At 39.6% G+C, this 25,352-nt stretch carries 12 protein-coding genes; 10 read left to right on the top strand and 2 right to left on the bottom strand.

Annotation, left to right across the window (positions count from 1 at the left end; genetic code table 11):
* Positions 1-294 precede the first annotated feature (294 nt).
* Positions 295-2,208 (bottom strand): S9 family peptidase, encoded by a 1,914-nt coding sequence (locus BWD47_RS13545; protein ID WP_065978828.1) that lies wholly within the window; start codon positions 2,206-2,208, stop codon positions 295-297.
* Positions 2,209-3,308: 1,100 nt separating this feature from the next.
* Here BWD47_RS13545 and BWD47_RS13540 point away from each other — a divergent pair.
* The 4 genes from BWD47_RS13540 (at position 3,309) to BWD47_RS13525 (ending at position 13,247) form a co-directional block, all read left to right on the top strand.
* Positions 3,309-6,206, top strand: a complete 2,898-nt coding sequence (locus BWD47_RS13540) for a TonB-dependent siderophore receptor (RefSeq protein WP_036969450.1) — start codon at positions 3,309-3,311, stop codon at positions 6,204-6,206.
* A 628-nt stretch (positions 6,207-6,834) separates the two neighbouring features.
* A complete protein-coding gene (locus BWD47_RS13535) occupies positions 6,835-11,034 on the top strand; it encodes an ATP-binding protein (protein WP_305954741.1) in 4,200 nt (1,399 codons plus the stop codon).
* Positions 11,035-11,125: 91 nt separating this feature from the next.
* Positions 11,126-11,431, top strand: coding sequence for an H-NS family nucleoid-associated regulatory protein (locus BWD47_RS13530; RefSeq protein ID WP_036969446.1), 306 nt, complete (start codon positions 11,126-11,128; stop codon positions 11,429-11,431).
* 67 nt (positions 11,432-11,498) lie between these two features.
* Positions 11,499-13,247 carry a DEAD/DEAH box helicase gene (locus tag BWD47_RS13525; protein WP_036969443.1) on the top strand — a complete coding sequence of 583 codons (1,749 nt, stop codon included), beginning with the start codon at positions 11,499-11,501 and terminating at the stop codon, positions 13,245-13,247.
* A 36-nt stretch (positions 13,248-13,283) separates the two neighbouring features.
* Here the strand turns inward: BWD47_RS13525 and BWD47_RS13520 are convergent, their stop codons facing one another.
* A complete protein-coding gene (locus tag BWD47_RS13520) occupies positions 13,284-13,613 on the bottom strand; it encodes a ribonuclease E inhibitor RraB (RefSeq protein WP_036969441.1) in 330 nt (109 codons plus the stop codon).
* A 170-nt stretch (positions 13,614-13,783) separates the two neighbouring features.
* On the opposite strand from BWD47_RS13520, the gene BWD47_RS13515 reads away from it, so the two are divergent.
* The 6 genes from BWD47_RS13515 (at position 13,784) to BWD47_RS13490 (ending at position 25,350) form a co-directional block, all read left to right on the top strand.
* On the top strand, positions 13,784-15,511 hold the full coding sequence (locus BWD47_RS13515) for an autotransporter assembly complex family protein (protein WP_065979370.1): 1,728 nt from the start codon (positions 13,784-13,786) through the stop codon (positions 15,509-15,511).
* Positions 15,511-19,212 carry a translocation/assembly module TamB domain-containing protein gene (locus BWD47_RS13510; protein WP_065979369.1) on the top strand — a complete coding sequence of 1,234 codons (3,702 nt, stop codon included), beginning with the start codon at positions 15,511-15,513 and terminating at the stop codon, positions 19,210-19,212. Before BWD47_RS13515 ends, BWD47_RS13510 begins: the two co-directional genes overlap by 1 nt.
* A gap of 296 nt (positions 19,213-19,508) precedes the next feature.
* Positions 19,509-20,399: a peptidylprolyl isomerase gene (locus BWD47_RS13505; protein ID WP_065979368.1), complete on the top strand. Its 891-nt coding sequence runs from the start codon at positions 19,509-19,511 to the stop codon at positions 20,397-20,399.
* A 260-nt stretch (positions 20,400-20,659) separates the two neighbouring features.
* Entirely contained in the window at positions 20,660-24,550 is a 3,891-nt protein-coding gene (gene hrpA, locus BWD47_RS13500) for an ATP-dependent RNA helicase HrpA (protein WP_075594131.1), read from the top strand.
* An 83-nt stretch (positions 24,551-24,633) separates the two neighbouring features.
* On the top strand, positions 24,634-25,041 hold the full coding sequence (locus BWD47_RS13495; RefSeq protein ID WP_256213682.1) for a two-component system response regulator: 408 nt from the start codon (positions 24,634-24,636) through the stop codon (positions 25,039-25,041).
* Positions 25,042-25,050: 9 nt separating this feature from the next.
* Positions 25,051-25,350, top strand: coding sequence for a PilZ domain-containing protein (locus BWD47_RS13490; RefSeq protein WP_036969429.1), 300 nt, complete (start codon positions 25,051-25,053; stop codon positions 25,348-25,350).
* The last annotated feature ends 2 nt before the right edge of the window (positions 25,351-25,352 follow it).

Below are 25,352 nucleotides of genomic sequence, written 5' to 3'. Positions count from 1 at the left end.
CGCTGAATATTTCTATTGTGTTTCTGTGTATTTATCACTAATAAAAGGACTTTAAATTTAAGTTAGCGTTACAAAAAAGCATGAACATTATAAAAACTTCCTAGTAAATATAAGCTGCTCAGATTAATTACTGCACGCTATTTATAAGAGCAGTGAACTTTTTTATTTTCTCAAAGCGTATCACAACTAGGTTAATAAACTTAATTATCTACACTCTGTTTAACATTAAGCCGTTAGAGGTTATTTAACTAACGGCTTAAAATTTTGCTAATTTTATTTCTGGTTCTTTAAACTCTATTTAAGATTTTCATCTAAAAACTTTGTCATAGCATTGTAAAAATCAGTGCGATTTTTAGGCTTATGATAACCATGCCCCTCATTTCTTACCATTGATTTATAAGGGTAATTAATTCTATCAAGGGCTGAAGTTAGCGCTTCATATTGCTCCATAGGAACCCTAATATCATCCGAGCCATGAGCTATAAAAAGTTTAGCCTTAATTTTATCAACATTATATGCAGGTGAACGAGATTTCTGATCTTCTACGTCCATACCATGCACAGTATTTAAAAATTTCACCCCAGAATCTCTCGTTGGGATATCTCCACTGGAAAACATTTCAGGGATAGAGTATACGCCTACATATCCAATAGCACATTTGTACAAGTCAGGCTCTCTTACTGCGCCCATTAGTGCTGCGTAACCACCATAACTCCCACCATATATACAGATATTATTTTTATCGATAATTTTTTGCTTTATAGCCCAGTGGGTGGCATCAGTTACATCATCTTGCATTTTTGTACCCCAATTTTTGTAACCACTCTTTAAAAATGAGCTACCATAGCCACCAGAGCCTCTGAAGTTTACTTGCAACACTGCATATCCAATACTTGCGAGATACTGAGCTTCAGCATTAAACCCCCAGAAATCTCTGACACCATGAGGTCCTCCATGCAGCATTACTACTGCAGAGTAAGGTTCTTTTTTATTATTTGGTATCGTTATATAACCGTGTAATACGACACCATCTCGTGCTGATATTTTGAATGGCTCTACAGTTGCTAGTTCCTTTTTGTTTATTTTCTCGTTCATCGAAGCGACAAAACTCGCTTTCTTCGAGGTAATGTCGTAAAGGTAAAATTCTGTGGGTGATTTATCTGATGAAACTTCAAAGACAGAAAGCTTTTGTTCTTTGGCATGACTTGTAAATCTTAGCCTATATGCGTGGAATGAGTCACTTAGCCTTTTTAAAACATCGTTATCCCCTGCATCCGAGAAATAATGATATGCAGGATAATTGGGATCATACGTAACACCCACAACCTCACCTGAAAAGCCATATATAGGTGTTGAAATATCAACATCTGCGTCTTCTATCAGTTTCTTAAGTTCATTTGTTTCCAAATTAAAAGAAAATACAGCTATGTTCTTAGTGGTAGAGTCATTAGTAAAGTACGCTAAATTTCCTGACTTGTTCATGCCAATAATTGAAAGGTTATCACCAGGATTATAATTTAAGATTCCTAGGTTAAATGTCTCCCAGTCTGAATTAGGTGTCTTTTTATAGAACATGTTGAGTTCACCTTTCCCCATTTCATGCTCTTCTTTTTCAACATAACTAAAAGCAATTCTTGGTTGGCCTGACACATCTGCAACCATGCCAAAGACATCTTCTTTAGGTTGATCTGCTTGATAACTAGAACGACCATTATAAACATTTACCTTATGAACTTTTACTGCAAAATCATCAGCATAATGTTGTTTTGTAACTAATATGTTTTCTTTGTCGTCAGGTAAAATACTTAAAATGTTGTAAAACGATGTTTGTGACGCTAACAATTCCCGTCGGTTAGAGCCGTCAAAGTTTGAAGCTATGAAGTAAGGTGAACCACCTTTAGTATCTAAATAACCAACGGTTTTTTTGACTGACATGATGAAGCGTTCATCATTTACCCAGATGACGTTAGCTATTTTTTGATATTCACCAAATCCATAACTGGATAGCACTTTTTTTGTCTTTCTATCGAGAATCACAAGCTTAACTTGTGTCTCATCTTGAAATGTAATCGAAAAGTATTTTCCATTAGGCGAGATTTTTACTTGTTGATAATCTTTGCTGTTAAAGAAGTCTTCAAGGGTGTTTTTAGCAAAAGTCATTTGGCTAAATAGTAAAAGTAAGAGGCCTAAACTTTTTATATATCTCATATCAATCCAATTGTTTTTGGTTTTTTAATTGTAGGTATTAAGAATATCAGAGTTGAAAGTGTTGTAAATACATTGTTGTAACATTGCCTTATCATATGTAATTAAATGTAAATACAAGTGGCATTTCCAGCTCTTTCGTATTGGCTTTGAGTGCAATGGTTTCATGTCTTTATTTATTTTTAATGCTTGTTTTTACGTTTGTTAAATTTTTGTGTTTTTATGAGGGGTTTTTATAATAAGTTTTGGAAGATTATATTTAATATTTTGTACTATTAATTTTCACGTGAATGAAAATAAACTTTATATTTGTAATGGTGTTTTTTAGAAATGTCACTTCTTTACTTTTTATATTAGATCTTTTGTCATTCAACAATATTGAATTAAGAATAGGGTAGTGCTTCCAGTTATGAAGTAGCCGTCCATTTCATTTCGCATAGCAGCTGCATATTTTGACACTTATATGCCATTAATCTCGAACATTTAAAATCTTTCCTGCGTCTCAAATTTAGCTTTCTGGCCATTTAAACTAAAAATAGATTAAAATCAAGTGCTTATGCTTAAATGATGAGTTTAACATGTAAATGTACATAGCTGATCCGTCTATCGGGTGGTAATTATGCCGAAGGCTATCAAAGTTACTTTTATTTATGAAAAGTTGTGTCTTTAGTATTTTATGTTCGCAAATCATCAGTGTTTATAACCTTTTTGACTTATGAGGACGTTATAGGTGATGAGCTTAGTGGTTGTTAATTGTTCTGTTTTTTGGATTTATGTGTTTTAAGGTTGATGCTCTCTTCTTTCCTGCGTTTTTAGACTGTCTCCCTTTAAAATAGTGGGGTTTTAATGTTTTTTTTAAATATGCATTATTAATATATTGTTGCAATTTTGTTTTTACATTGTTTGGTTTATTTTAAATTTTTTATTTTTTGTTGCGTTTGTATTTATATTGAATTTATTTTAAAAAGCGCAAGTTAAAAACATGTTGACCAGAAGTTATCTAGGATATTAGTATTTAATCACCGCATTAAGGTATTAGTGCCTATGGCGGGGTTAAATAAAAATTAATAAGTCATAATATGGATATGACCAGGGAGAATACAATGTTAAATAATCAGGTTTCGAAGGCCGTTCGCTTAGCACTTGCTTTCAGTGCAGCGTCAACTTCACTATTCTCTGCAAGCTCTATTGCGGCAGATGAAAATGATGAAGGCGTAGAAAAAGTTGAGCGTATTGAGGTTACAGGTTCGCGCATTTTTCGTGAAGGGGCTATCTCTCCATCACCAGTTACTGTAATTACAGGTGAAGATTTAGTCAGCACTGGTGCAATGAATATCGGTGAGGTTTTAAACAAGCTACCTGCACTAGCAACGACGTATTCACTGGCTAACTCAGGCCGATTTATTGGTACAGCCGGTGTAAGCTTACTTGATTTACGTGGTATGGGTAGTGAGCGTACGTTGGTACTTGTAGATGGAAAACGTCACGTTTCTAGTGCCCCAGGTACATCTTCTGTAGATACAAATACTATTCCTAGTGCGTGGATTGAACGAGTTGAGATTATCACCGGTGGTGCGTCAGCTGTATATGGTGCTGATGCTGTAACGGGGGTTGTTAACTTCATTTTAAAAGAAGAAATAACAGGCCTTAATGTATCTGCAACGAAAGGGTTTGCGGATAACAATAATTATGAAAATGAGAAGTTTACTTTTTCATACGGTCAAGATTTTTCAGAAGGGCGCGGTAATGCGGCTATCTCTTTCGAATACAATTCACAGGATTCTCTAAATGCATTAGATAACCCGTGGACTTCGACATCTTATGCTTCGATGCCATATGAAGTCGTGACAGGTATGCAAAGACCTGAAGATATGCTAGACAGTGAAGATTTTCCAGACAAAATAGTAGTACCAAATGCGGGCTATTATTTAATCTCTAACGCGGGTACAGTTTGGAACCCTAACACTGGTGCGATTATGGGTCGATTTAACCCAGACAGCACGTTAGGACCTGTAAATACAGGCAGTTTTGAGGACGGCTCATATTGTGGTGGCCCAGATTGTGATTATATTAATTTACGCCAATATTCGGAAATTCAGCCAAAGTTTGACCGCATTAACTTAAATTTCAAAGTTAATTATGATGTTACAGATGACTTGAATGCATATTTCCAAGCAAAGTACTCTAAAACCGAAGGGGAAAATATTGGTCAGCCTTTCTTCCGCTTCTTCAGTGGTGCAAACTTAATAAAGCGTGATAATGCTTTCTTATCTGAAGATACAGCAGCCCTAATGGATCAAGAAGGTCTATCGATCATTGGTGTCAATAAAATGTACAATGATATCGGTCGCCGCTTAGAAGAAAATACGCGTGAGACAACACGATTCGTAGCAGGGTTCAAAGGTAACTTGACTGAAGACTGGAGCATGGATATATCTTTGGTACATGGTAAGTCAGAGATAGAACGTATTAATGGTGCAAACGTCATCATGGCTAATTATGCCAATGCAATAGATGCGGTTTTTGATGACGCAGGAAATATTGTTTGTCGAAGTGAAGAAGCCCGTGCTGATGGCTGTGTAGCTGCTAATATTATGGGCGATGGTGCTATTAGCCAGCAAGCGATTGACTATGTTACTACGACGTCTGTAGGAACTTCAGAGATTGAGCAAACTGTGTTTAATGCGACATTCTCTAATTCTGCACTTTTTGAATTACCTGCGGGTATGGTTGGTTTCGCTGGTGGTATCGAATATAGAGACGAATCAAGCGTCACTATTGAAGACCCATTTGCTAAAACCGGGGCTACTTTCTTTAATGCCCTAGGTGAAACCGATGGTGGATATGATGTATCTGAAGCATTCTTTGAATTATCGATTCCATTACTAGAAGAAGTCTTTTTAATCGATTCACTCGTTTTAGATACGGCTGTTCGTTATGCGGATTATTCTACAATTGGTGATGCAACAAGCTGGAAGTTAGGTTTAGATTGGACCATTAACCCAGAGTTGAGAGCACGTTTCACTGTTTCAGAAGCAATGAGAGCACCAAACATCGACGAGTTATTCTCTGGTCAGAGCCAGTCATTTACTAATGTAGATGATAGTTGTAAGGTTTCTGAGTTGGATCAGTTAAGCGCTGAGGGCAGAGCAATACGTGCTGCAAACTGTGCTGCATTAGGTGTTCCAGCAGACTTCGATTCTAACTACGATAGCGCAACTCTTGAAACTTTAGTCGGTGGTAATCCTGATTTGCAACCTGAAGAATCAAAATCAATTACGGCTGGTATCGTTTATCAACCAAGTTGGTTAGAAGGCTTCAGCGTAACTGCGGATTACTGGGAAATTGACATTGACGATACAATTAGTGGTATCGGTTTCCAAACTATTATTGACCGTTGTGTTGATTCGCCTACAGGTGTTGATAATCAATTCTGTAATTTAATTACTCGCGATCCTGAAACGAGCGAAATTACCCTACTAAAAGGGTTTGCGCTTAACATTGCTCGTAGTTTAAATTCTGGTGTTGACTTTGAGTTTGCATATGACTTTGACGCACTAGGTGGTCGATTCAATACTAGCTTCATTGGTACATACCTAATTGAAGCAAAAGATTATCCATTCTCAGCAGAGCCAGAAAACTACACTGATTATGAAGGTGTTTTAGGTGAAGAGACATGGCAAGGTAATCTAACCGTTGATTATACTTACAATAACTATAAAGTTGGTTTTAGCACACGCTTTATAGATGGTGTTGAACTATATGATCACACGTCGTTAGATACTAACCCAAATCCATCAAGTGAAATGCGTTATGGCTCATACTTTATAACTGATGCTTCATTCGCATATAACTTTGAAAATGGCGTTGGCCTTAAACTGGGTGTTGACAACTTATTTAACCGTAGGTTACCAGGAAGCACAACGGGTACAGGTGCAGGCTCAGCCATCTATGACAATATCGGTCGATTTGGTTACCTTCAAGCATCTTATAAATTTTAATACAGTATAATTAGTTTGTATTATCAATAAAATACACCATAAAGAACGTTCCTGTTCTTTATGGTGTATCATTCATCATTACGCTCCAATAGCCTTTCCTTCGTACAAGAATATTCTTAATATTAATACCAATCCGCAAAAATACTTAATCATTTTGAGTGATCAAACCAGTCGCTACCTGCGTTAAAAATTTCTGATTTACGACTGCATGGATGCAGGAGGTAGAGCAATGCAGGAGCAATTGCCGAGAACAACTAAATAACTAAATTTTTGCCTTGTTATCAACGCGGTTTTATTGCCTCAAAATAGACCACTTAATTAAGCGGAATGGTATAAATTTGGGTAGTCAAATATCCATCGTCATTTAGGTGAAGTATTTTTGCTGTTTACAGCTTGCTTATGCCTGGCATAAACCATGATTTTTTATCACCTTATAAACTGTATTTGAACTAAGGTGAATTAGAGTGGTGTTGTTCACACGTTAAAACGAGTTAGCTTAAGTGATACACGTAAAGTTGTTGTTAGGGTTTTTAAATAGCCTTTGCCGTAAAGAAATCTAAGCAGTGGGGATTTCTGAATTGTTGTATTTAATTTACACTGCTAAAATGTAACAAATTTTAACCTTCTTATTGGCATCATTCTGAATAAGCTATTCTTATTTTTCATTGCGTTAACATTTGCTTTCCTTTCAAGTTGTGCATATGCAAAGCAGCTCAAAGCAGGTATCGTTAATTATAACTTCTTTCCTTATCATACACGTGATGAAAATGGCCGGTTTTCGGGGGTCATCGTTGGTTACAGTAATGAGATTGCGCGATTAGCAGATGCTGAATTAGAATATCATGTATACGACAGTCTCGATTTACTGTTAGATGCGCTTCAGGCGGGCGAAATTAATTTTACTGTGGGTCTTAATAAAACCCAGCAACGTAAAAAGCATTTTTTATTCTCTTCCGCATTTATGGAAGCCCCACGGGGCATTGTTGCAAACCAGTCTATTGCTAATGATGCATTAAAGAATTTAGCGAGTCTGCGTTGGGTATGTATAACGGGGAGCTCACACTGTGAGTATTTAGCCGAAAATGGTGCTTTATTCATAAACCGATTTATTCAACCTGAAGATGCGATAGACAAGGTTGCTGATGGTACGTTTGACGCGTTTATGGGGGACTATTCAGTGTTGTCTCACCAATTAAAAAATCACTCTAAAAATAACTTAAAGGTTGTTAGTCCTATTTGGCTCGAGAGTGAAACCCTTCACGTCATGTTTAATAAAGAGGAAACCGCATTACGAAATCAAGTTAACTCGGTACTCGCCTCTATTTCACCTGCAACTAAACAGCTGTGGGAAAGTTCTGCCAGTGAAGAATACATCGCTGCAAAGGCATACAGTAAATTCAAGCGTGATTTTAACCGTATTGATGCACAGCAGAGTACTAACTATTTACTCACATTCTCGTTTATTGATGGTTTATACCCCGTTAATTCAACCAGTAAAACAGGCGAAGCTACTGGGTATTTAAATGATACTCTTGCATTGCTCTCACAGAGAAGTGGCATACAGTTTAAATATATACCCGCTGCAAATAGTAAAGAGTTAGAAAAGCTATTTCTTGTAAATAAAATCGATATCATTCCATCGATGACACCTGACAAAATAGATGAAGGAATATTAATTGCGTTACCCTCACATTATAGCTTCGAAATGGTATTGGTTTCTAAGCGTGCGAGTAAAATTCGCCGTATTGGTTATATTGAGGCGTTTGCAGATCCTAAAGAAAAATTAGTTGGTAGCGAGCCTATCGAAACCGTGTCATTTGACTCAATTCAAACGCTTTTCTATGCACTACGAAATGATGCTGTTGATGCGGCTATGCTACCGCAGAGCATTGCAGCGTATCAGCTAAACCAGTTTTATATTGGTGAGTTTTATATCAACCCTAAATATCGATATACACAGCCAATTTATTTTTTAATTAATAGGCACTTTTCTGAATTAACAACGTTGCTAGACAGTTTATTTAAAACCTTAACCAGTAATGATTTTAGCCATGTAGTAAATCGTCATGGTATTTTTAATATAGAGCGTGGTTATGATAAAAAAACGGTCAATATCACTGCAATTTTGGTGTTGATTTTAGTTGTTTTATCACTGACTTACTTTATCAATCGGCGTCTCAATATAAATAGGGAAATAGCGAGTCGTAAGCAATCAGAACAGGCTGCACTGAGTAAGCTTAATTTTACGCAAAAGTTAATTGATGATTTACCCACGATGGTTGTTATTCAGGATCAAGACCAAAAACGCATCATGTGGAATAAAGCGTATAAAGATAATTTCGCGCATCTTTGGGATGACGAGCAGCAATTTTTGCGCAGTGATCTTGCAGTCGTTAAAGAATTATTAGATCAAAATAAGCAAAGCCTTACTTCGGGTAAAATAATTAATCAACATATCCGCTTCACCAATCGTCTGGGTAAACCACTCGAATTGCTTTATACAAAGAAGCCTTTTTTGGGGATTGACGGCCATATCGCAGGGATCATGACTGTGATAACTGATGTCACAGAGCATAATAATCTGCAGCGAGAAAATGAATCTGTTCAAAAATTATTAAAGACGATCACTGATACGATACCCGGCGGGGTATTTCAATATGAATACTATGACAATGGTGAGGGGTTTTATACTTACATAAGTAAAGGAGCGCAAAGCCTTTTAGGGATTACATCTCGAACCATTAACCAACGCGGTATGACAGGGTGTATTTCACCGCTTATTGTTGATGAAGACAGAGTAAAAATTGCGAAGAGTTTTAAGCGAGCGGCAAAGCGTAACTCAATGATTGATATTGAGTTTAGGGTTAATAACTTAGGGCAGAAAATATGGTGTCGTTACATTGCGACAGGCGAAAAAAATTCTGATGATCAACTTCAAGGCGTTCGCTGGAATGGTATATTGCTTGATATTAGTTTACTCAAGCGTCAGCAAGCAGATTTAAGTAAAGCAAATCAACTGGCTCATCAGGCCGATTTAGCTAAAAGCCGATTCATCGCGACCATGAGTCACGAGTTAAGAACCCCCATATCTGGCATTAATGGTTTTATTGAACTACTGCGGGCTTCTTATTTAGATGAAGAGCAGTTCTACCTCGTAGAACATATTGACAGTGCAATTTCGAAATTACGTAACTTGGTTGATGACATTTTATATTTTGCAAATACAAGCTCAGGTAAAATTGAAATCGATTGCCAAGATGTAGATCTCGAGTCCCACCTGTGCCGTGTTTTAAGGGCGCATGAATATTTAGCAAAACAAAAGGGTCTCGAATTCCGTTTAACGTGGCGAACAGCTGCTTTTACTCAAGCGCGTATAGATGTAAGTCATTTACTGCAAGTTTTGTCTAATATTTTAAATAATGCCGTTAAGTTTACTGAGAAAGGCGCGATTAGCTGCGACGTTTTATTTGAAAAACAGACCTTGAAGATTGAGATATCCGACACCGGCGCAGGAATGACTGCCCAGCAACTTGCGCATACTTTTACACCCTTTGAGCAAGCTGATAACTCGACAGAGCGACGTTATGGCGGCACAGGGCTTGGTTTAACACTTGCTAAGCAATTAATAGAAGCGATGAAAGGTGAAATTAATATTTCCAGTACATTTGGAAAAGGTACGAATGTATTTATTTCGGTTCCTTTGACTAAAGTCGCTAAACCTGATTTAGCAGCGAGTTCTGTTTATTGGTCTGTTTGTACTCAGAATCATTTATTACTGAATAATTTAGCAAGCATGGGAGTTAAACATAATCAGCTCAGTCATCCTTTAGATGCTAACGTATTTCAGCAAGTTGATAATATGATTATTGATGAAAAGTATGCCATTGAGCGATGGGGTAAAAATTGGCAAAAGAATATTTGTAATATTGAAAATAAATACATCATCGTGGCCAGCACTAATGATACTCAAACTCCCGCAAAATGTAGTTGCCATATTTTACTTGTTGATCCTCTTTATCCCGATTTACTCAGAGAGCTGGTTAACAATGTTCATTGTGGTGTTGACGTATTACCACACAGCCTCACAACTGCGTTGCATGGGCAGATTCTAATTGCAGAAGATAATAAAACTAATCAGCTTCTTTTAGAAAAACAGTGTCAAAAATTAGGCATAAAAGCCGTGATGGTTGAAGACGGTTTAGCCGCATTAAAAGCCCTAGAAAATGATAATTTTGATGTATTACTAACTGACTGTCATATGCCTCATTTAGATGGCTTTAAATTAGCTAAACAGTTACGTGATAAAGAAAAGTTTAAGTATTTACCGATCATTGGTTTTACTGCTGACGATTCACAAGAGTGCCTAAATAAAGCGTTAGATGCAGGCATGAACAGTGTGTTATTTAAGCCATATAAACTTAACGAGTTATATAATCGTTTAGCCGAGTTTATTGATGTAAATAAAGATGAAATACAGGTACAAGATGAGGTGCCAGTATCGAACCTGCAAGGTATAAAAGATAAACAACATTGGTTAAATGTTTTTGGTAATGAAAATGATGCTAAAACACTAGCAGAGGTGTTTATTACGAGCTTGAAACAAGATCTAAACACGCTAACTGCACATGTGGATAACCAAGATATAGAAAAAATTTCCCCTGCTATTCATAAACTTAAGGGGGCTATTGTGATGTTGCAATACCCGCCATTATCAAAACTTATAGTGACAACTGAAAATCGCTTTAATCAAGAAAAAGAGACATTAATAGTCAGGGAATTAATTGTAGAGTTAAGCGACGTGATCGAAAAAATAAAGTTATGGTTATAATAAACTTAAATTAGATTATTTTATTTTTTCACCATATACTAAGCTGTGTATTGATATGTATCTTTAACTTTTATAATTAAGAGAGCTTTAAATGAAAGAAATCCGATCTTTTGTCAAATCTGCGTCTTTAACTGAACTTGAAAAAGCAAAACAGTTAATTGATTCAGCTATCGAGAAATATACTCAACAGCAAGAAGCTAAAAAAGAAGTACTCGATCTGCTAAAAGAAAAAGGACTTACATTAGAAGATTTACAAGATGTAGTAGGCACAGATAAGCGTACGAAAGTAAAACCTAAATACCGCATCGAATACAATGGTGAAATTATTGAGTGGACAGGCCGTGGTAAACGCCCTAAAGCATTCCAAGGTGTTGACTTAACTAAGCACCTCGCTTAATTTCACCCATATGAACTTTTAGGGAAGCACATGCTTCCCTTTTTTGTCTTTATTACTGCACAAAATAATGAAATACGTACTTAGACCTTATCAGCAAGAGGCCGTACAGCGAACGGTTAGCCACTTTAAGCAATCGGACGAGGCGGCACTGATTGTATTACCAACAGGCGCGGGCAAAAGTTTAGTGATTGCTGAATTAGCACGTATTGCTAAACAGAAAATTTTAGTCTTAGCGCATGTTAAAGAGCTCGTAGAGCAAAACGCGCAAAAGTACATCAGCTTTGGTTTTGAAGCGAGTATCTTCTCTGCAGGGCTTAAACAAAAATCGCTTAAAGAACAGGTTACGTTTGCAAGTGTGCAGTCACTAGCGCGCAATACGGCGCAACTTAGTGATACGTATTCATTACTCATTATTGATGAGTGTCATCGCGTCAGTGGGGATGATCAAAGTCAGTATGGTCAAGTGATATCCAGCCTTAAGAAACAGAACCCCCGGCTAAAAGTATTGGGGTTAACCGCGACTCCTTTTCGTATGGGAATGGGGTGGGTTTATCATCATCATTATCATGGCTTTGTAAGGGGAGATAAAGACGCACCCTTTAAAAAGTGTATTTTTGAGTTACCGCTTCGTTACATGATTAAACATGGCTATTTAACGCCGCCTCATGAAGTAGACGCAGCCATAAGCCATTATGATTTTTCATCTTTACCCAGCGATTCATTTGGACGCTATAGTGCTGAAAATATGAATGCGCTCCTCAAAGATAATACCCGCGCAACGAAGGCGATTATTGAGCAGGTTATTGACTACAGTGAGCATCGGCACGGCGTCATGATTTTTGCGGCAACAGTCATGCATGCCAAAGAAATCGTCGGCTACTTGCCAACTGACAATACCGCATTAATTACTGGTGATACAGATAACAACGAGCGCGACACTATCATCAATCAATTTAAAGCGAAAAAGTTGAAATTTTTGGTCAATGTGTCTGTACTCACCACCGGATTTGATGCGCCGCATGTCGATTTTATTGCCATTTTGCGTCCAACCGAGTCAGTCAGTTTATATCAGCAAATTGTTGGCAGGGGGCTTAGATTAAGTGAGGGGAAAAAAGAGTGCTTAGTGATTGATTACGCAGGCAATGGCTTTGACTTATTTTACCCAGAGGTGGGCAGTAAAAAAGCCCAAAGTGACAACGAACCTGTGCAAGTACTGTGTCCTGGTTGTGGCTTTGCGAATATTTTTTGGGGAAAAACAGATGCCGCAGGCAATGTCATTGAGCACTTTGGGCGTCGCTGCCAAGGTCTTCTAGACGATGATGATGGCACGCAAATACAGTGCGACTACCGTTTTAGGTTTAAAGAATGTGAGCAGTGCGGTGAGCAAAATGATATAGCAGCGAGGCAATGCCAAGCTTGCTCAGCCATGATGACAGACCCCGATGATAAGTTGCGTGAAGCCCTTAATTTAAAAGATGCGTTGGTGCTTCGATGTAGTGGTTTATCGGCACAACTTATCGCAAATGGGCTGTTGAAAATTAGCTATTTTGATGAGGATGGTGCCAGTTGCGACGAAGTTTTTAATCTTAGTAACGACACAGGCCGTTTTATCTTTAACAAGCAATTTGGTCGGCGAGCTCAAGGGAATAGTGCCCCGATTACCTGGAAAACAGCAGAACAGGTTATTGAACAACAACATGTATTGGTCGCGCCAGATTTTGTTATTGCCCGAAAGAACAAAAAGTATGGTTGGAAAGTTGCCCAGAAACTATTTGATTATCAGGGTAATTATAGAAAAGCCAATCAATTAAAGTAATCAACGCCTGCCATATGCAGGCGTTATGTCGCGTGTTTATTCGTCAGCCATTAAACCCCAACCATCACCATAGCCGTTGTGGCTATTTGCGATGCTCTCGAGGTATTGTTCAGTTTGGCTTAATAGCGTGTGGTCAGGGACCATTTCAACACGTGTAACGACTTCCCACACCCCGGTGTCGGGACACTTTACTAACTCTGTTGCAGGCGCTAGTTCATCACTTGCAATTGCCGTTGCGAACTTTTCTGCTTCAGGTTTTTGTTCAAAAAGAATATAGAAATCTATTACTTGCATGCTGGTTAAATCAACACCAGCCGCTGCAATTTCTGCTAATAATTGACCATTTTCGTCGTCAGGGAAATGCATTTAATCGCTCATTCATTATAAATCTAGGAATTGTTAGCTATTGTAGCGAAAATAATTGGTTAACGCGCACTAATTTTAACACTTCAATTATGTCAGTGGCTATTTCACTGTGCTAGTATCATTTTGTATTTATCTGATTTATGACACTTTCAAAAAAGTAAGGATATTTTTTGTACATTCGGCATTTCTTTTTTGTCTTTTTAATTTTATTTTTTTCACTGAGTAATAATGCATTTAGTGCTGAAACGATCATCAAAGATTATAAAATTCAAGGGGTCAATGGCGACCTTGAAAAAAACGTCGCGCTTTACATTAAACCGTTAATAGATGAAAAAACGTCTAAAGCCTTGCAGCGTCATGCTAAAAGCCAAGTAAAGGCGAGCTTAAAAGCACTGGGGTATTATAAGCCTGTCGTTAAAATAAAATTTGATAACGCCGAGCAGTTGATCATCGTTGATATAGAGCGTGGGCCAGTGACACGTATATCCGACGTCGATATTACCATTAGCGGGGCCGGTAAAGCGGATCCTGAGTTTATGGTTGCTGTAGATAGTATTAGTTTAAAACCGGGTGATTTTTTAAATCACGCTAAATATGAAGCGGCAAGGAAGCGTATTGAAAGTCAACTTTTAGAGCTGGGGTATTTTGATGCTAAATGGCATGCACATACCTTGGCTGTATCTCTTAAGAAAAACAGTGCGAAAATTACCTTCAATGTTGATACCGGTCCTCGTTATCAATTTGGTGAAATAACGATAGGTAATCAAACGCCAGCTGAAAAATACATTCGATCTTTAGCTGAATTTAAGGCAGGTCAACCTTACAAATCAACAGAAGTATCCGACTACAATCTAGCGCTCTCGAGTACCCCTTATTTTACGAGTGTACGAGTCTATGCCGACATAGCAAATCGAAAAGATGGCAAGGTGCCAGTGAATGTTGATGTTTTGCACAAGCCTGCAAATAGTTACGAAGTGGGGGGAGGATTTAGTACCGACCTAGGCCCAAAAGTGCGTTTTAAATGGTCTAAACCGTGGATTACACAAGACGGACACTATCTCGAAAGCAACCTGAATGTCTCTGAAAAGCAACAAGACATATCGTTAGGTTATACTGTGCCGGTAAATGATCCAAATGATGATTTATGGCGTTTTTCAGTTGGTTATAAGCTCGAAGATAAGCTGACAAATGATGTATACAGTAAAATTTTAACAGCCCAACTGCAGCGCCAGTGGTTAACTGATGATGAGTGGGTGCGTACTGCCTTTTTAAGACGCGATAGAGAAACCTACCAAATTGGCGATGAAGAGCAAAGCTCTAAAATGCTGATGCCAGGCATTAGTTACGCGAAAAAAGACACCGAAGGTGGCACAACACCTTACGAGGGTTATCAATGGCTTATATCTGCTGAATTTGGTTTAAAAGACATGTTTTCAACGACAAATATTTTGCGACTTCAATTGCAGAACGCTTGGCTTACAACCGTTGCTGATCGTCACATGATATTTTTACGTGCCAATTTGGGGGCCATGTTAGTGGATGATATTGACAATGTGCCTTTTTCACTGCGTTTCTATGCGGGGGGGGACCAAAGTGTCCGTGGTTTTGCATATCAATCAATTTCTCCTGAAGATGAAAAAGGTCGCCTTATTGGGGGGAAATACCTAGCCACTGGAACTGTTGAGTATAACTATCAATTTGCAGAACATTGGCGAGCTGCCGTCTTTGTAGACAGTGGTACAGCGACTAATGATTTTACTGATCGTGTTGAAGTAGGTGCTGGTTTTGGTTTTCGTTACTTAACGCCTGTTGGACCCGTTCGCATTGATCATGCATGGGGGCTAACAAAAGAGAGTAAAAGTACCCGTTTAAGTATTACCATAGGGCCTGAAATTTAATGAACAAGTTTAAAAAAACGACGACGATTTTATCAGCCATATTAGTCAGCGTAGGCGTCATACTTTTTTGTTTATTATTCACCGCGCCAGGAAATCACTTTATTGCATATTCAGCTAATAAATTAGTAGATGGCTTGAAGATAAATTTACCGAGCGGGCGTTTTTTGTACAATGATGCATTCGATATCTCGTACGATAAACAAGGACTCAAGTTTTCAGCAAAACAACTAAAAATTGATTTGTACTGGTGGGGGTGTGATGGTGTTTGTGTAGACAACTTAAGTGCGCAAACAATAGATTTAAAACTTGATACACCCCCCTCTTTGGCAGAAAACCCACAACCAACCGATACAGAAATGACTGACGGTGAGCCCACCACGGCTGAGCAAATAACGTTGCCGATAAATGTCACGGTTAAACGCATTGCTGTTAATCGTTTTACCTTGGAGCATGCAAGTGCTGATGTGACGGTGAGCAAATTAAACCTGACAGCCTATGCATCACAATCTGATATCAACGTACACGCATTTACTATCGCCGATATTGCAGTTGCATTGCATGAAGTAAAAGAAGCCCCAAAAAGTGCGCCGCTGAATGAGCTGCCAGCTCTACCATCACTTGATTTTACCTTACCAATTAATGTGCAATTGCACGCATTTAAGGTCGATAAAGTTGCAATAACTCCTTTTGCAGCTGAAAGTGCGCACGTTATTAACAACATTGAACTTGAAGCGATAGCGAAAGAGAGTGAAATCAGCGTCGAGAAATTGGCTGCACGTTACATTGACTGGCAGTTGAATACCCAGTTTCATGCGCTTTTAAGGGGTGATAATAAAGTTGATGCCTCGTTGTCTGTGGTTAATTCTCAGCACCAAGCAACTCTTGGCTTAAATGGGCGTTTAGGGGATTTAAACTTAAACCTCACTACGCAGGGTCAATACCCAGCTACACTGAGTGGTCAAGTCAATCTACAACAAACGAATTACCCGTTTAGCCTAAAAGGTGGCATTGATACGTGGCTGTTAGACACAGAAGCTGCGCAATTACGTTTATCTGACCTTGCTATCAGTATGCAAGGCGATGCGGATGATTACGCCATTAATGTCAATTTAACAAGTCGGCTAGGTGCATACCCTGCGATGTTAACTGAAATGCAGGCAAATGGAGGCCTTACACGAGTCAAAATTGATCAACTAAAGCTCAGTGCTAACGACAGCCAAGCTACGGTTAACGCATCAGCAGATTGGTCTGAGGGCGTGACAAGTCAGTTTTCAGGCACGTTAAGCGATTTAAAAGCTCAGTACTTAACGGATGCCGTAAGCAGTAATTTATCTGGCAAGTTTAATGGCTCCTTCACTCTAAAAGACGAGGATTGGCAGCTAATCTTAGCAAACACAGTGATTGATGGCACAGTAAATGATATCCCTGTGAACGTCGCCTCTGACTTTAAACTCGACAGCAGCCTTCACGCGAGTTTTGATAAGCTTGAGCTTAAAAGTGGAAATAACGAAATTACACTATCGGGTCAAGTCGATGATACATGGCTTGTTGACGGTAAAATCCGCCTTGATGCAAGTGAACAAAGTGTGCTTCCTTTGCAGGGTAAAGGAAGTGCAGACCTTAAATTGCGCGGAGCACGCCTTGAACCGACAGCCAATGTGAACTTGCTCCTCAATACTTTAAGTTATCAGGATATCCAAGTTGAGGGTTTAGCGTTAAACGGGCAGTTTGATTATGCTGCGGACTGGCAAACAGAGATATCGCTTATTTTGGATTCAGCTAGTTTTGCTGAGCACAAAATTAATCAGATTGAACTTAATGCTTCAGGTGACAAAACGGATCACCATGTCGTATTTTTACTGGATGCTGATCAAGGTAAAGTGTCGTTTGATTTAGATGGAAAGTTCACAAAGAACACGTGGCAAGGGGCGTTAAGTCAAATACTTGTTACCGATAATAAAGTTCGTTTTGGAACAGATAAAGCCATTAATGTCAGTGTAAATACGCAGACGCAAGACTTTAATGTCTCGGCACACTGTTGGCAAAGTGAAAAGTCTCAGTTGTGTGTAAACACCTTGCAGCAAACAAAGCAATTGGGTCAACTTAATGCGCAACTTGGGGCGTTATCGATACCAGAGTTTAAACATTTCTTACCTGATAATCTCGATTTAACCGGCTTAGCGCAAGGTGAGTTTGTTGCCAACTGGCATAACGCAGAGCTAAAAACCCTGCGAGCTAACATAAATATGCAAGAACTAGCTGCATCACTAATCGATGGTGCGACAGTTTATAAGCTACCGATTGAGGTCTTCAGCCTGTCTGCGATAAGTGATGCAGAAACGGCGAAGCTTGAAGCGACACTCGACTCATCAGTACTTGGAAAAGTAACCTCACAAATTAATGTAGAGGATATTCAAAACCAGCAATTACTCTCGGGTGATCTGGTTATTGAAAAAATTCTACTCACGAATATACAGCCTTTTATTGGCACGTTAGAGCAGCTAAATGGTGATATTAAGGGTCAGCTGGCCTTGGCAGGTTCATTAAAAGAGCCACTCATTAATGGTGAGCTTAATGTTGACAGCATTAACTTAGAAGGAGCAACGCTTCCTGTTTCATTGCAAAACTCACAGGTGAATATCGCTTTTAATAATCAAAGTGCGACAGTGACTGGTGAGCTAAAAGACCGTGAAGGGGGAGCGCTAAAGTTATCTGGGGGTGTTGATTGGCATGCAGATTTACCCGATGTAAATTTACAATTGCAAGGCAATGAGTTCTTCGTACGTGCGCAACAAGATGTCACCTTTAAAGTGTCGCCTGAGCTCACTATGTCATTAAAAAATAATGCCTTTAACCTTGAAGGGCAGGTTGTTGTTCCGTGGGGGCGGATTGCCATTGAGGAGCTACCCGAGGGGGCTGTGCAAGTCAGTGATGATGAAGTCATTGTGGATATTGAACAACAACAAGCTGAAAAAGTTCCTTTCGATTACGCTATCAACTTAAAGGTACTGGTTGAAAGAGACGTGCGTATTGATTCATTTGGATTACAGTCAAAAGTCGAAGGGGATATTAATATCAACATGGACCAAACGACACCGATGATTGCCACCGGAGAATTAAACCTTGTTGAAGGAACCTACCGCGCTTTTGGCCAAGATTTACAAATACGGACAGGTCAAGTTGGCTTTAGTGGCTCTATAGATAAACCGTATTTAAATATTAAAGCTATTCGCAACCCTGATAACACCGCAAATGGTGTGGTTGCGGGTATTACTTTAACCGGGAATGTGGAACAGCCATCGTTAAAAGTGTTCTCAGAGCCGGCAATGGATCAAGCACAAGCATTGGCTTACTTATTGAATGGTCAGCCACTTGACGAAGGGGACAGCTCAACCGATGCAATGTTGACGCAACTATTATTAGCGCAAGGTGTTAACCGCAGTGAAGGTGTGGTATCTAAAATTGGCGAAAGCTTTGGTTTATCGGATGTGAGCTTGAGTTCTACAGGCAGTGGCGATGATACTAAAGTTGAAATATCAGGCTATGTTACGCCCGGTATTCAAGTGAAATACAGCGTGGGGATTTTTGATTCATTGAGTGAGGTGGCAGTGCGCTATCAACTCTTGTCACAACTGTATATTGAAGTAACCAGCGGTCTTTATCAAAATGTTGATATTCTGTATAAGTTTGATTGGGATTAATAACCATACCAATCCGCAATAAGACTTAATCATGTTGAGGGACTAAACCTGTCGCTGCCTGTGTTAAAAATGTCTGATTTACGACTGCATGGATGCAGGGGGGAGAGCAATGCAGGAGCAATTGCAGTGAACACCTCAATAACGACATTTTTGCCTTGTTATCAACGAGGTTATATTGCCTCAACATAGAGCACTTAATTAAGCGAATCGTATCACAGTGCGTTGGGGTATTTTTACTTGCTTAATTGTTAAGAAGTTAATAGGCTGAATTGTCAATTACTTAAAAGATAATAATAATGAAATTTAGTCTATTAACGGTATGCGTTGCTGCACTTTTAACAGGGCCTATTCACGCTGCTGATAACGTTGAAAAACGCTCAGCAGCTGAAATTATTGAAACCGCAGATGAGTCTCAATGGCGCATTGTGCAACCAAACAACGTTCTTAAACTTACTCTCCCGACGGGTGCCGCGTATATTGAGCTCAATGATGGCTTGGCGCCTTTGCACGCCAAAAATATGCGACTACTCGCCCAAGAAGGTTTTTATCAAGGGCTGAGTGTTTACCGCTTTGTTGAAGGTTTTGTCGCGCAAGGTGGTGACGCGAATGAAACAAAGTCGGTTAAAAAGGCGAAAAAAGCGCTGCCTGCTGAATTTTACTTCAAAACGGATACACCACTGGCGATCACTGAATTAAAAGGCCCAGATGGTTACGCAGTAAAAACGGGCTTTCTAAATGGGTTCGCGGTTGCGCAAAATGAAAGTCAAACACAAACATGGCAAGTGCATTGCCCCGGCATCTTTGCAATGGCTCGTGATAACGATATTAACAGTGGTGGCACAGAATTTTATGTCACGATAGGTAATGCACAGCGCTACCTAGACCGAAATATTACAGTATTTGGGCGTGTATTAGAGGGGATGGAGCACTTTAACCAATTAATGCGAAAGCCCATTGAAGGTGCGGTATTTAATCCTATTACAGATATGCAAGTTCTGGCTGATATTACAGACATTGATACAAGCCAGTTTAAAGTAATGAAAACAGATTCAACAGCTTTTAAACAGTTAATCGATGCGCGCAAAAATCGAGTAGAAGATTGGTTCGTTGAAAGCCCACATTACATCGACGTATGTGCCATGCCTATTCCAACCGAGCGAATAATGCCAAGTCGCAGTAATACTTAATCATTTTGAGGGATTAAACCTGTCGCTACTTGTGTTAAAAGTGTCTGATTTACGGCTGCATGGATGCAAGAGGTAGAGCAATGCAGGAGCAATTGCCGAGAACACCCCAATAACGACATTTTTGCCTTGTTATCAACCCGTTTTGATTGCCTCAAAACTGTTCATTTAATTGAGCGAATTGGCATAAATAAGCCATGACCACCCAATAGATTATTTGATACAATGGTTGCCCTATTGGCAAATAACTATAAGGGTATCGGGTGGTTAACCTAGGTCCGCTGTTCGGCGAATTAAAAACATGCTTACGCAAAGATCAATTCATCCTCAAAAAACGCCTGCATGGCATCAAAAAAATAAACGATGAAACAAAGCAAGCGAACATAGCGCAAAAAATTGCGGATGATATTGCTCGCTCACAGCAATTGCGTGTTCAACGTATAGCGGCATTACCATCAGTAACCTATCCAGAGCAACTTCCTGTTAGCCAAAAGAAAGAGGATATTAAGCAGGCGATTGCCAACAACCAAGTGGTGATCATTGCAGGTGAAACTGGCTCGGGTAAAACAACACAAATTCCAAAAATGTGCTTAGAGCTTGGTCGTGGGGTAGAGGGCTACATAGGGCATACTCAACCAAGGCGTTTGGCAGCTCGCAGTGTTGCTAACCGTATTGCTGAAGAGATGCAATGTGAGCTTGGTCAGCAAGTCGGTTTTAAAATTCGTTTTAGTGATCAGGTCTCAGATAATAGTTATATAAAATTGATGACCGATGGTATTTTGCTGGCTGAAATTCAGCAAGACCGCTTTTTAAATCAATATGATACGATTATTATCGATGAAGCCCATGAGCGTAGCCTAAATATCGATTTTATTTTGGGCTATTTAAAGAATTTATTGCCAAAACGCCCCGATCTAAAAGTCATTATTACCTCAGCAACCATCGATCCAGAGCGATTTTCTCAGCATTTTGATGACGCCCCGATTATTGAAGTGTCAGGACGCACTTTCCCTGTAGAAGTACGTTATCGCCCAACTACAGAGATTAATAAAGAAGAGATGGAAGCCGATGGTGACCAACTGCAAGGTATTTTTGATGCCGTTGACGAGCTGTGTGACGAAGGACCCGGTGACATTCTTATCTTTATGAATGGTGAGCGTGAAATACGCGACACTGCCGATGCGCTTTCTAAACGCAACTTAAAAGGCGCAGATATCCTGCCACTCTATTCGCGTTTATCAAATGCCGAGCAAAATCGTATTTTTGCACCGCATTCACGTCGCCACATCATTTTAGCCACAAATGTGGCAGAAACCTCGTTAACCGTGCCCGGTATTCGGTATGTTATTGACCCAGGCACCGCGCGAATTAGCCGTTACAGCTACCGTACAAAAGTACAACGCTTACCAATAGAGCCAATTTCACAAGCCAGTGCCAATCAGCGTAAAGGCCGTTGTGGTCGTATCGAAGCGGGTATTTGTATTCGTTTATACAGCGAAGATGATTTTAATTCGCGTCCAGAATTTACTGACCCTGAAATTCTACGTACTAACTTAGCGTCGGTTATTTTGCAAATGCTAGGCCTTGGGCTGGGCGATATGCAACAATTTCCGTTTGTACAAGCGCCAGACAGTCGTAACATCAATGATGGTTTAACGTTACTCGAAGAGCTTGAGGCGGTTAAACCTGCTAAGCGCCATAAGCAAACTGAGCTGACTAAATCAGGACGTAGTTTAAGTCGTTTACCCGTCGACCCGCGTTTAGCCAAAATGGTGCTAACTGCAAATAGCCTTGGGGCATTGCGTGAAGTCATTATTATTGTTGCTGCGCTTTCGATTCAAGACCCTCGTGAGCGACCCCAAGAAAAGCGGGGGGCAGCTGATGAAAAACATGGCCGATTTGATGATCCAGATTCAGACTTTATCGCATTTTTAAATCTGTGGAATTATCTTGAAGAGCAACAAAGTGAGTTAAGCAATAGCCAGTTTAGAAAACTGTGTCAAAAAGACTTTTTAGCTTATATGCGTATTCGAGAATGGCAAGATATCGTTTATCAACTGTCGACCGTGTGTAATGAAATGGGCATGAAAGCAACAACTAACGTAGCCGACAGCGACCGAATTCATCAGTCACTCTTAAGCGGGATGTTGAGCCACATTGGTTTTAAAGACGAAAAACAAATTTACAAAGGCGCACGTAATAGTCAGTTCCATATTTTTCCGGGCTCAGGATTATTTAAAAAGAGCCCTAAATGGATTATGGCTGCGGAGCTGGTGGAGACAAGTAAACTCTACGCTCGTATAAATGCCCGTATCGACCTTAAATGGGTTGAAGGTTTTGCTCAACATTTAGTGAAGCGCAGCTACAGCGAGCCTCATTGGGAGAAAAAACCGGGTGCTGTTATCGCCTTCGAGCAGCAAACTTTATACGGCCTGCTTATTGTTAATAAGCGTCGTTGTGTATACAGCAAAATTGATCCTAAAGTGAGCCGAGAGTTGTTTATTCGTGGCGCTTTGGTAGAACAAGAGCTTGGTCAGAATGAAGGCTTTTTACAGTATAACCAAGAGCTTATTGATGATATTCAAGTGCTTGAGAATAAGTCTCGTCGTCGCGATATCTTAGTGGATGAGCAAACACTGTATGAGTTTTACGACAAAAAAATTCCTGCTGATATCAACAATCGTGCGGCATTTAACGCCTGGTGGAAGCAACAAAAACAAAAAGATAAACGCTTTTTGCACATGTCACGTGAAGCGTTAATGCAGCATGGTGCTGATCATGTCACCGAATTTGATTACCCAGATACATGGCAACAAGAAAACTTACTCTTGCCGCTGACGTACCATTTTGATCCAGGGCAAGCTGTTGATGGTGTTGCGGTTCAAATTCCGGTTGCATTACTTAATCAAGTACAAGAAACCGGCTTTGATTGGCATATTCCTGCGTTTAGGCATGAGTTGATTTGCGCATTAATTAAGTCATTACCAAAAACACTACGCCGTAATTTTGTTCCAGCTCCGAACTACGCCGATGCTGTATTAGCGGCAATTGAGCCTATGCAAGGCAATTTAATTGACGCCATAAGCACTCGTTTGCTGCGTATGACAGGGGTACGTGTTGAGCCAGACGCTTGGGATTACTCAACGTTGGCCCCTCATTTGCGTTTGCAGTTTGAAGTTCGCGATGAGCACGATAAGTTACTTGCTCGAGGTCTAAATTTGGCTAAGCTGAAAGCTCAGCTTCAGGGCAAAGTCACCGATACCTTATCAAAAGTGGCTGATAAAGGCATAGAAAAAGCCGACTTAACACAGTGGAGCTTTGGTGAGTTACCAGCTTCCTATGTTAAAAAGCAAGGTCAGTATGAAATAAAAGCGTTTCCAGCTTTAGTCGATAAAAAAGACTCCGCTGCGGTTGAGTTATTTGATAACGAACAAAAAGCACAGCAGGCGCACCAACAGGGCTTACGTCGTTTAGTGCTTTTAAATGTACCGTCACCGATTAAGTATTTGCAGCAAAATTTACCTAATAAATCTAAGCTTGGGTTGTATTTTAACCCCTTTGGTAAAGTGAATGATTTGATTGATGATTGTATTGCTGCAGGTGTTGATAGTTTATTGATAAAGTACGGCAACATTCGTACTCAGCAAGCATTTGAGCAGGCTAAAGAGCAAATTCGTGGTGAGTTGGGCGATACGGTGGTCGACATAGCAACGCAAGTTGAGCAAGTGCTCAGCATTGCTCACAGTCTTAATAAGCGTATGAAAGGGCGCGTAGATTTAACCATGATCACTGCTCATGGTGATATTAAATCACAATTACAAAGCCTCGTTTTTAAAGGGTTTGTAAGTCAGCACGGCGCGGCAAAAATGGCGGATTTAATTCGTTATTTAAAAGCGATTGAACGTCGTCTAGAAAAACTCCCTGTTGATCCTAATCGAGATCGTTTATGTGTACTTGAACTAGAAAAAGTGGCTGAACAGTATCAAAAACTGGCGAATAAAATTCCCAAAGGAATGCCCGTACCTGATGAAATCAGGTCTATTTTTTGGATGCAGCAGGAATTACGTGTTTCTTTATTTGCACAAACACTAGGGACACCTTATCCTGTATCTGCAAAGCGTGTTTTAAACGCAATCAAAGAATGTGAGTTATAATTCAGTAAAGGTATGCGCAATGAAACAGTGAATTCATTGCGCTTGAATTAGTAACACAAATGCTAAAAGGAGATTATGTGGGCATAGAAAAGGATAAACCGATTGCAGTTCCAGCAGACACTTCACGTCGAGTACGACCAGAAATTTTGGTTGTTGACGATGAATATTTTAACTTCGAAATGCTCAAAGCAACCTTAAGTAATGAGTTTTCGTTAAGCTATGCAGATTCAGGAACATCGTGTTTGGCATCGGCTATTGCAAACCCTCCCAATGCCATTTTATTAGATGTGTGTATGCCTGGTCTTGATGGTTATGACACGTGTCGGTTATTAAAAAACACCCCGGAAACAGAAAATATCCCCGTTGTTATGGTATCTGGCTTAGAATCTGAACTTGAGCAAAAAGCAGGATTTGATGCTGGATGTGACGCCTATGTAGTGAAACCATTTTCTGTAAAAACACTCATAGAAAAAATAAAAGCACTTGTGTAAGGAGGCGTCATGTTCCATGAGGAAAAGCGCGATTTTCGCCGCATGCAAATTCATACCCCCGCAAAGTTAATACCTTTAGAGGGCGAAAATAGTCACACCGAAATAGTCGTTACATGCACTGATTTAAGTGCAACAGGCTTAGCAATATGTTGTGATGAAGTATTAGAAATTGGCAGTGTTTACCGAGTGGTGATTGCCTCTACGAGCACAGCAATCACCTCGTTTGATGCAACAGTTAAAGTTATTAGAGCAACCAAGGAGCAAGATGGCTCCTTGAGTGCAGGACTTGAAATTGTTCACTTTAACTAGGT

Source organism: Pseudoalteromonas sp. PAB 2.2 (assembly GCF_001938575.1).
GTDB lineage: Bacteria > Pseudomonadota > Gammaproteobacteria > Enterobacterales > Alteromonadaceae > Pseudoalteromonas > Pseudoalteromonas lipolytica.
Note: the sequence above shows the minus strand (reverse complement) of the source record. Positions and strands in the feature narration are given on the sequence as shown.

Excerpts from the sequence above, each read along its gene's own strand:
- BWD47_RS13545 (WP_065978828.1), bottom strand. The coding sequence starts at position 2,208 with ATGAGATATATAAAAAGTTTAGGCCTCTTACTTTTACTATTTAGCCAA.
- BWD47_RS13540 (WP_036969450.1), top strand. The coding sequence starts at position 3,309 with ATGTTAAATAATCAGGTTTCGAAGGCCGTTCGCTTAGCACTTGCTTTC.
- BWD47_RS13530 (WP_036969446.1), top strand. The coding sequence starts at position 11,126 with ATGAAAGAAATCCGATCTTTTGTCAAATCTGCGTCTTTAACTGAACTT.
- BWD47_RS13525 (WP_036969443.1), top strand. The coding sequence starts at position 11,499 with ATGAAATACGTACTTAGACCTTATCAGCAAGAGGCCGTACAGCGAACG.
- BWD47_RS13520 (WP_036969441.1), bottom strand. The coding sequence starts at position 13,613 with ATGCATTTCCCTGACGACGAAAATGGTCAATTATTAGCAGAAATTGCA.
- BWD47_RS13510 (WP_065979369.1), top strand. The coding sequence starts at position 15,511 with ATGAACAAGTTTAAAAAAACGACGACGATTTTATCAGCCATATTAGTC.
- BWD47_RS13505 (WP_065979368.1), top strand. The coding sequence starts at position 19,509 with ATGAAATTTAGTCTATTAACGGTATGCGTTGCTGCACTTTTAACAGGG.
- BWD47_RS13490 (WP_036969429.1), top strand. The coding sequence starts at position 25,051 with ATGTTCCATGAGGAAAAGCGCGATTTTCGCCGCATGCAAATTCATACC.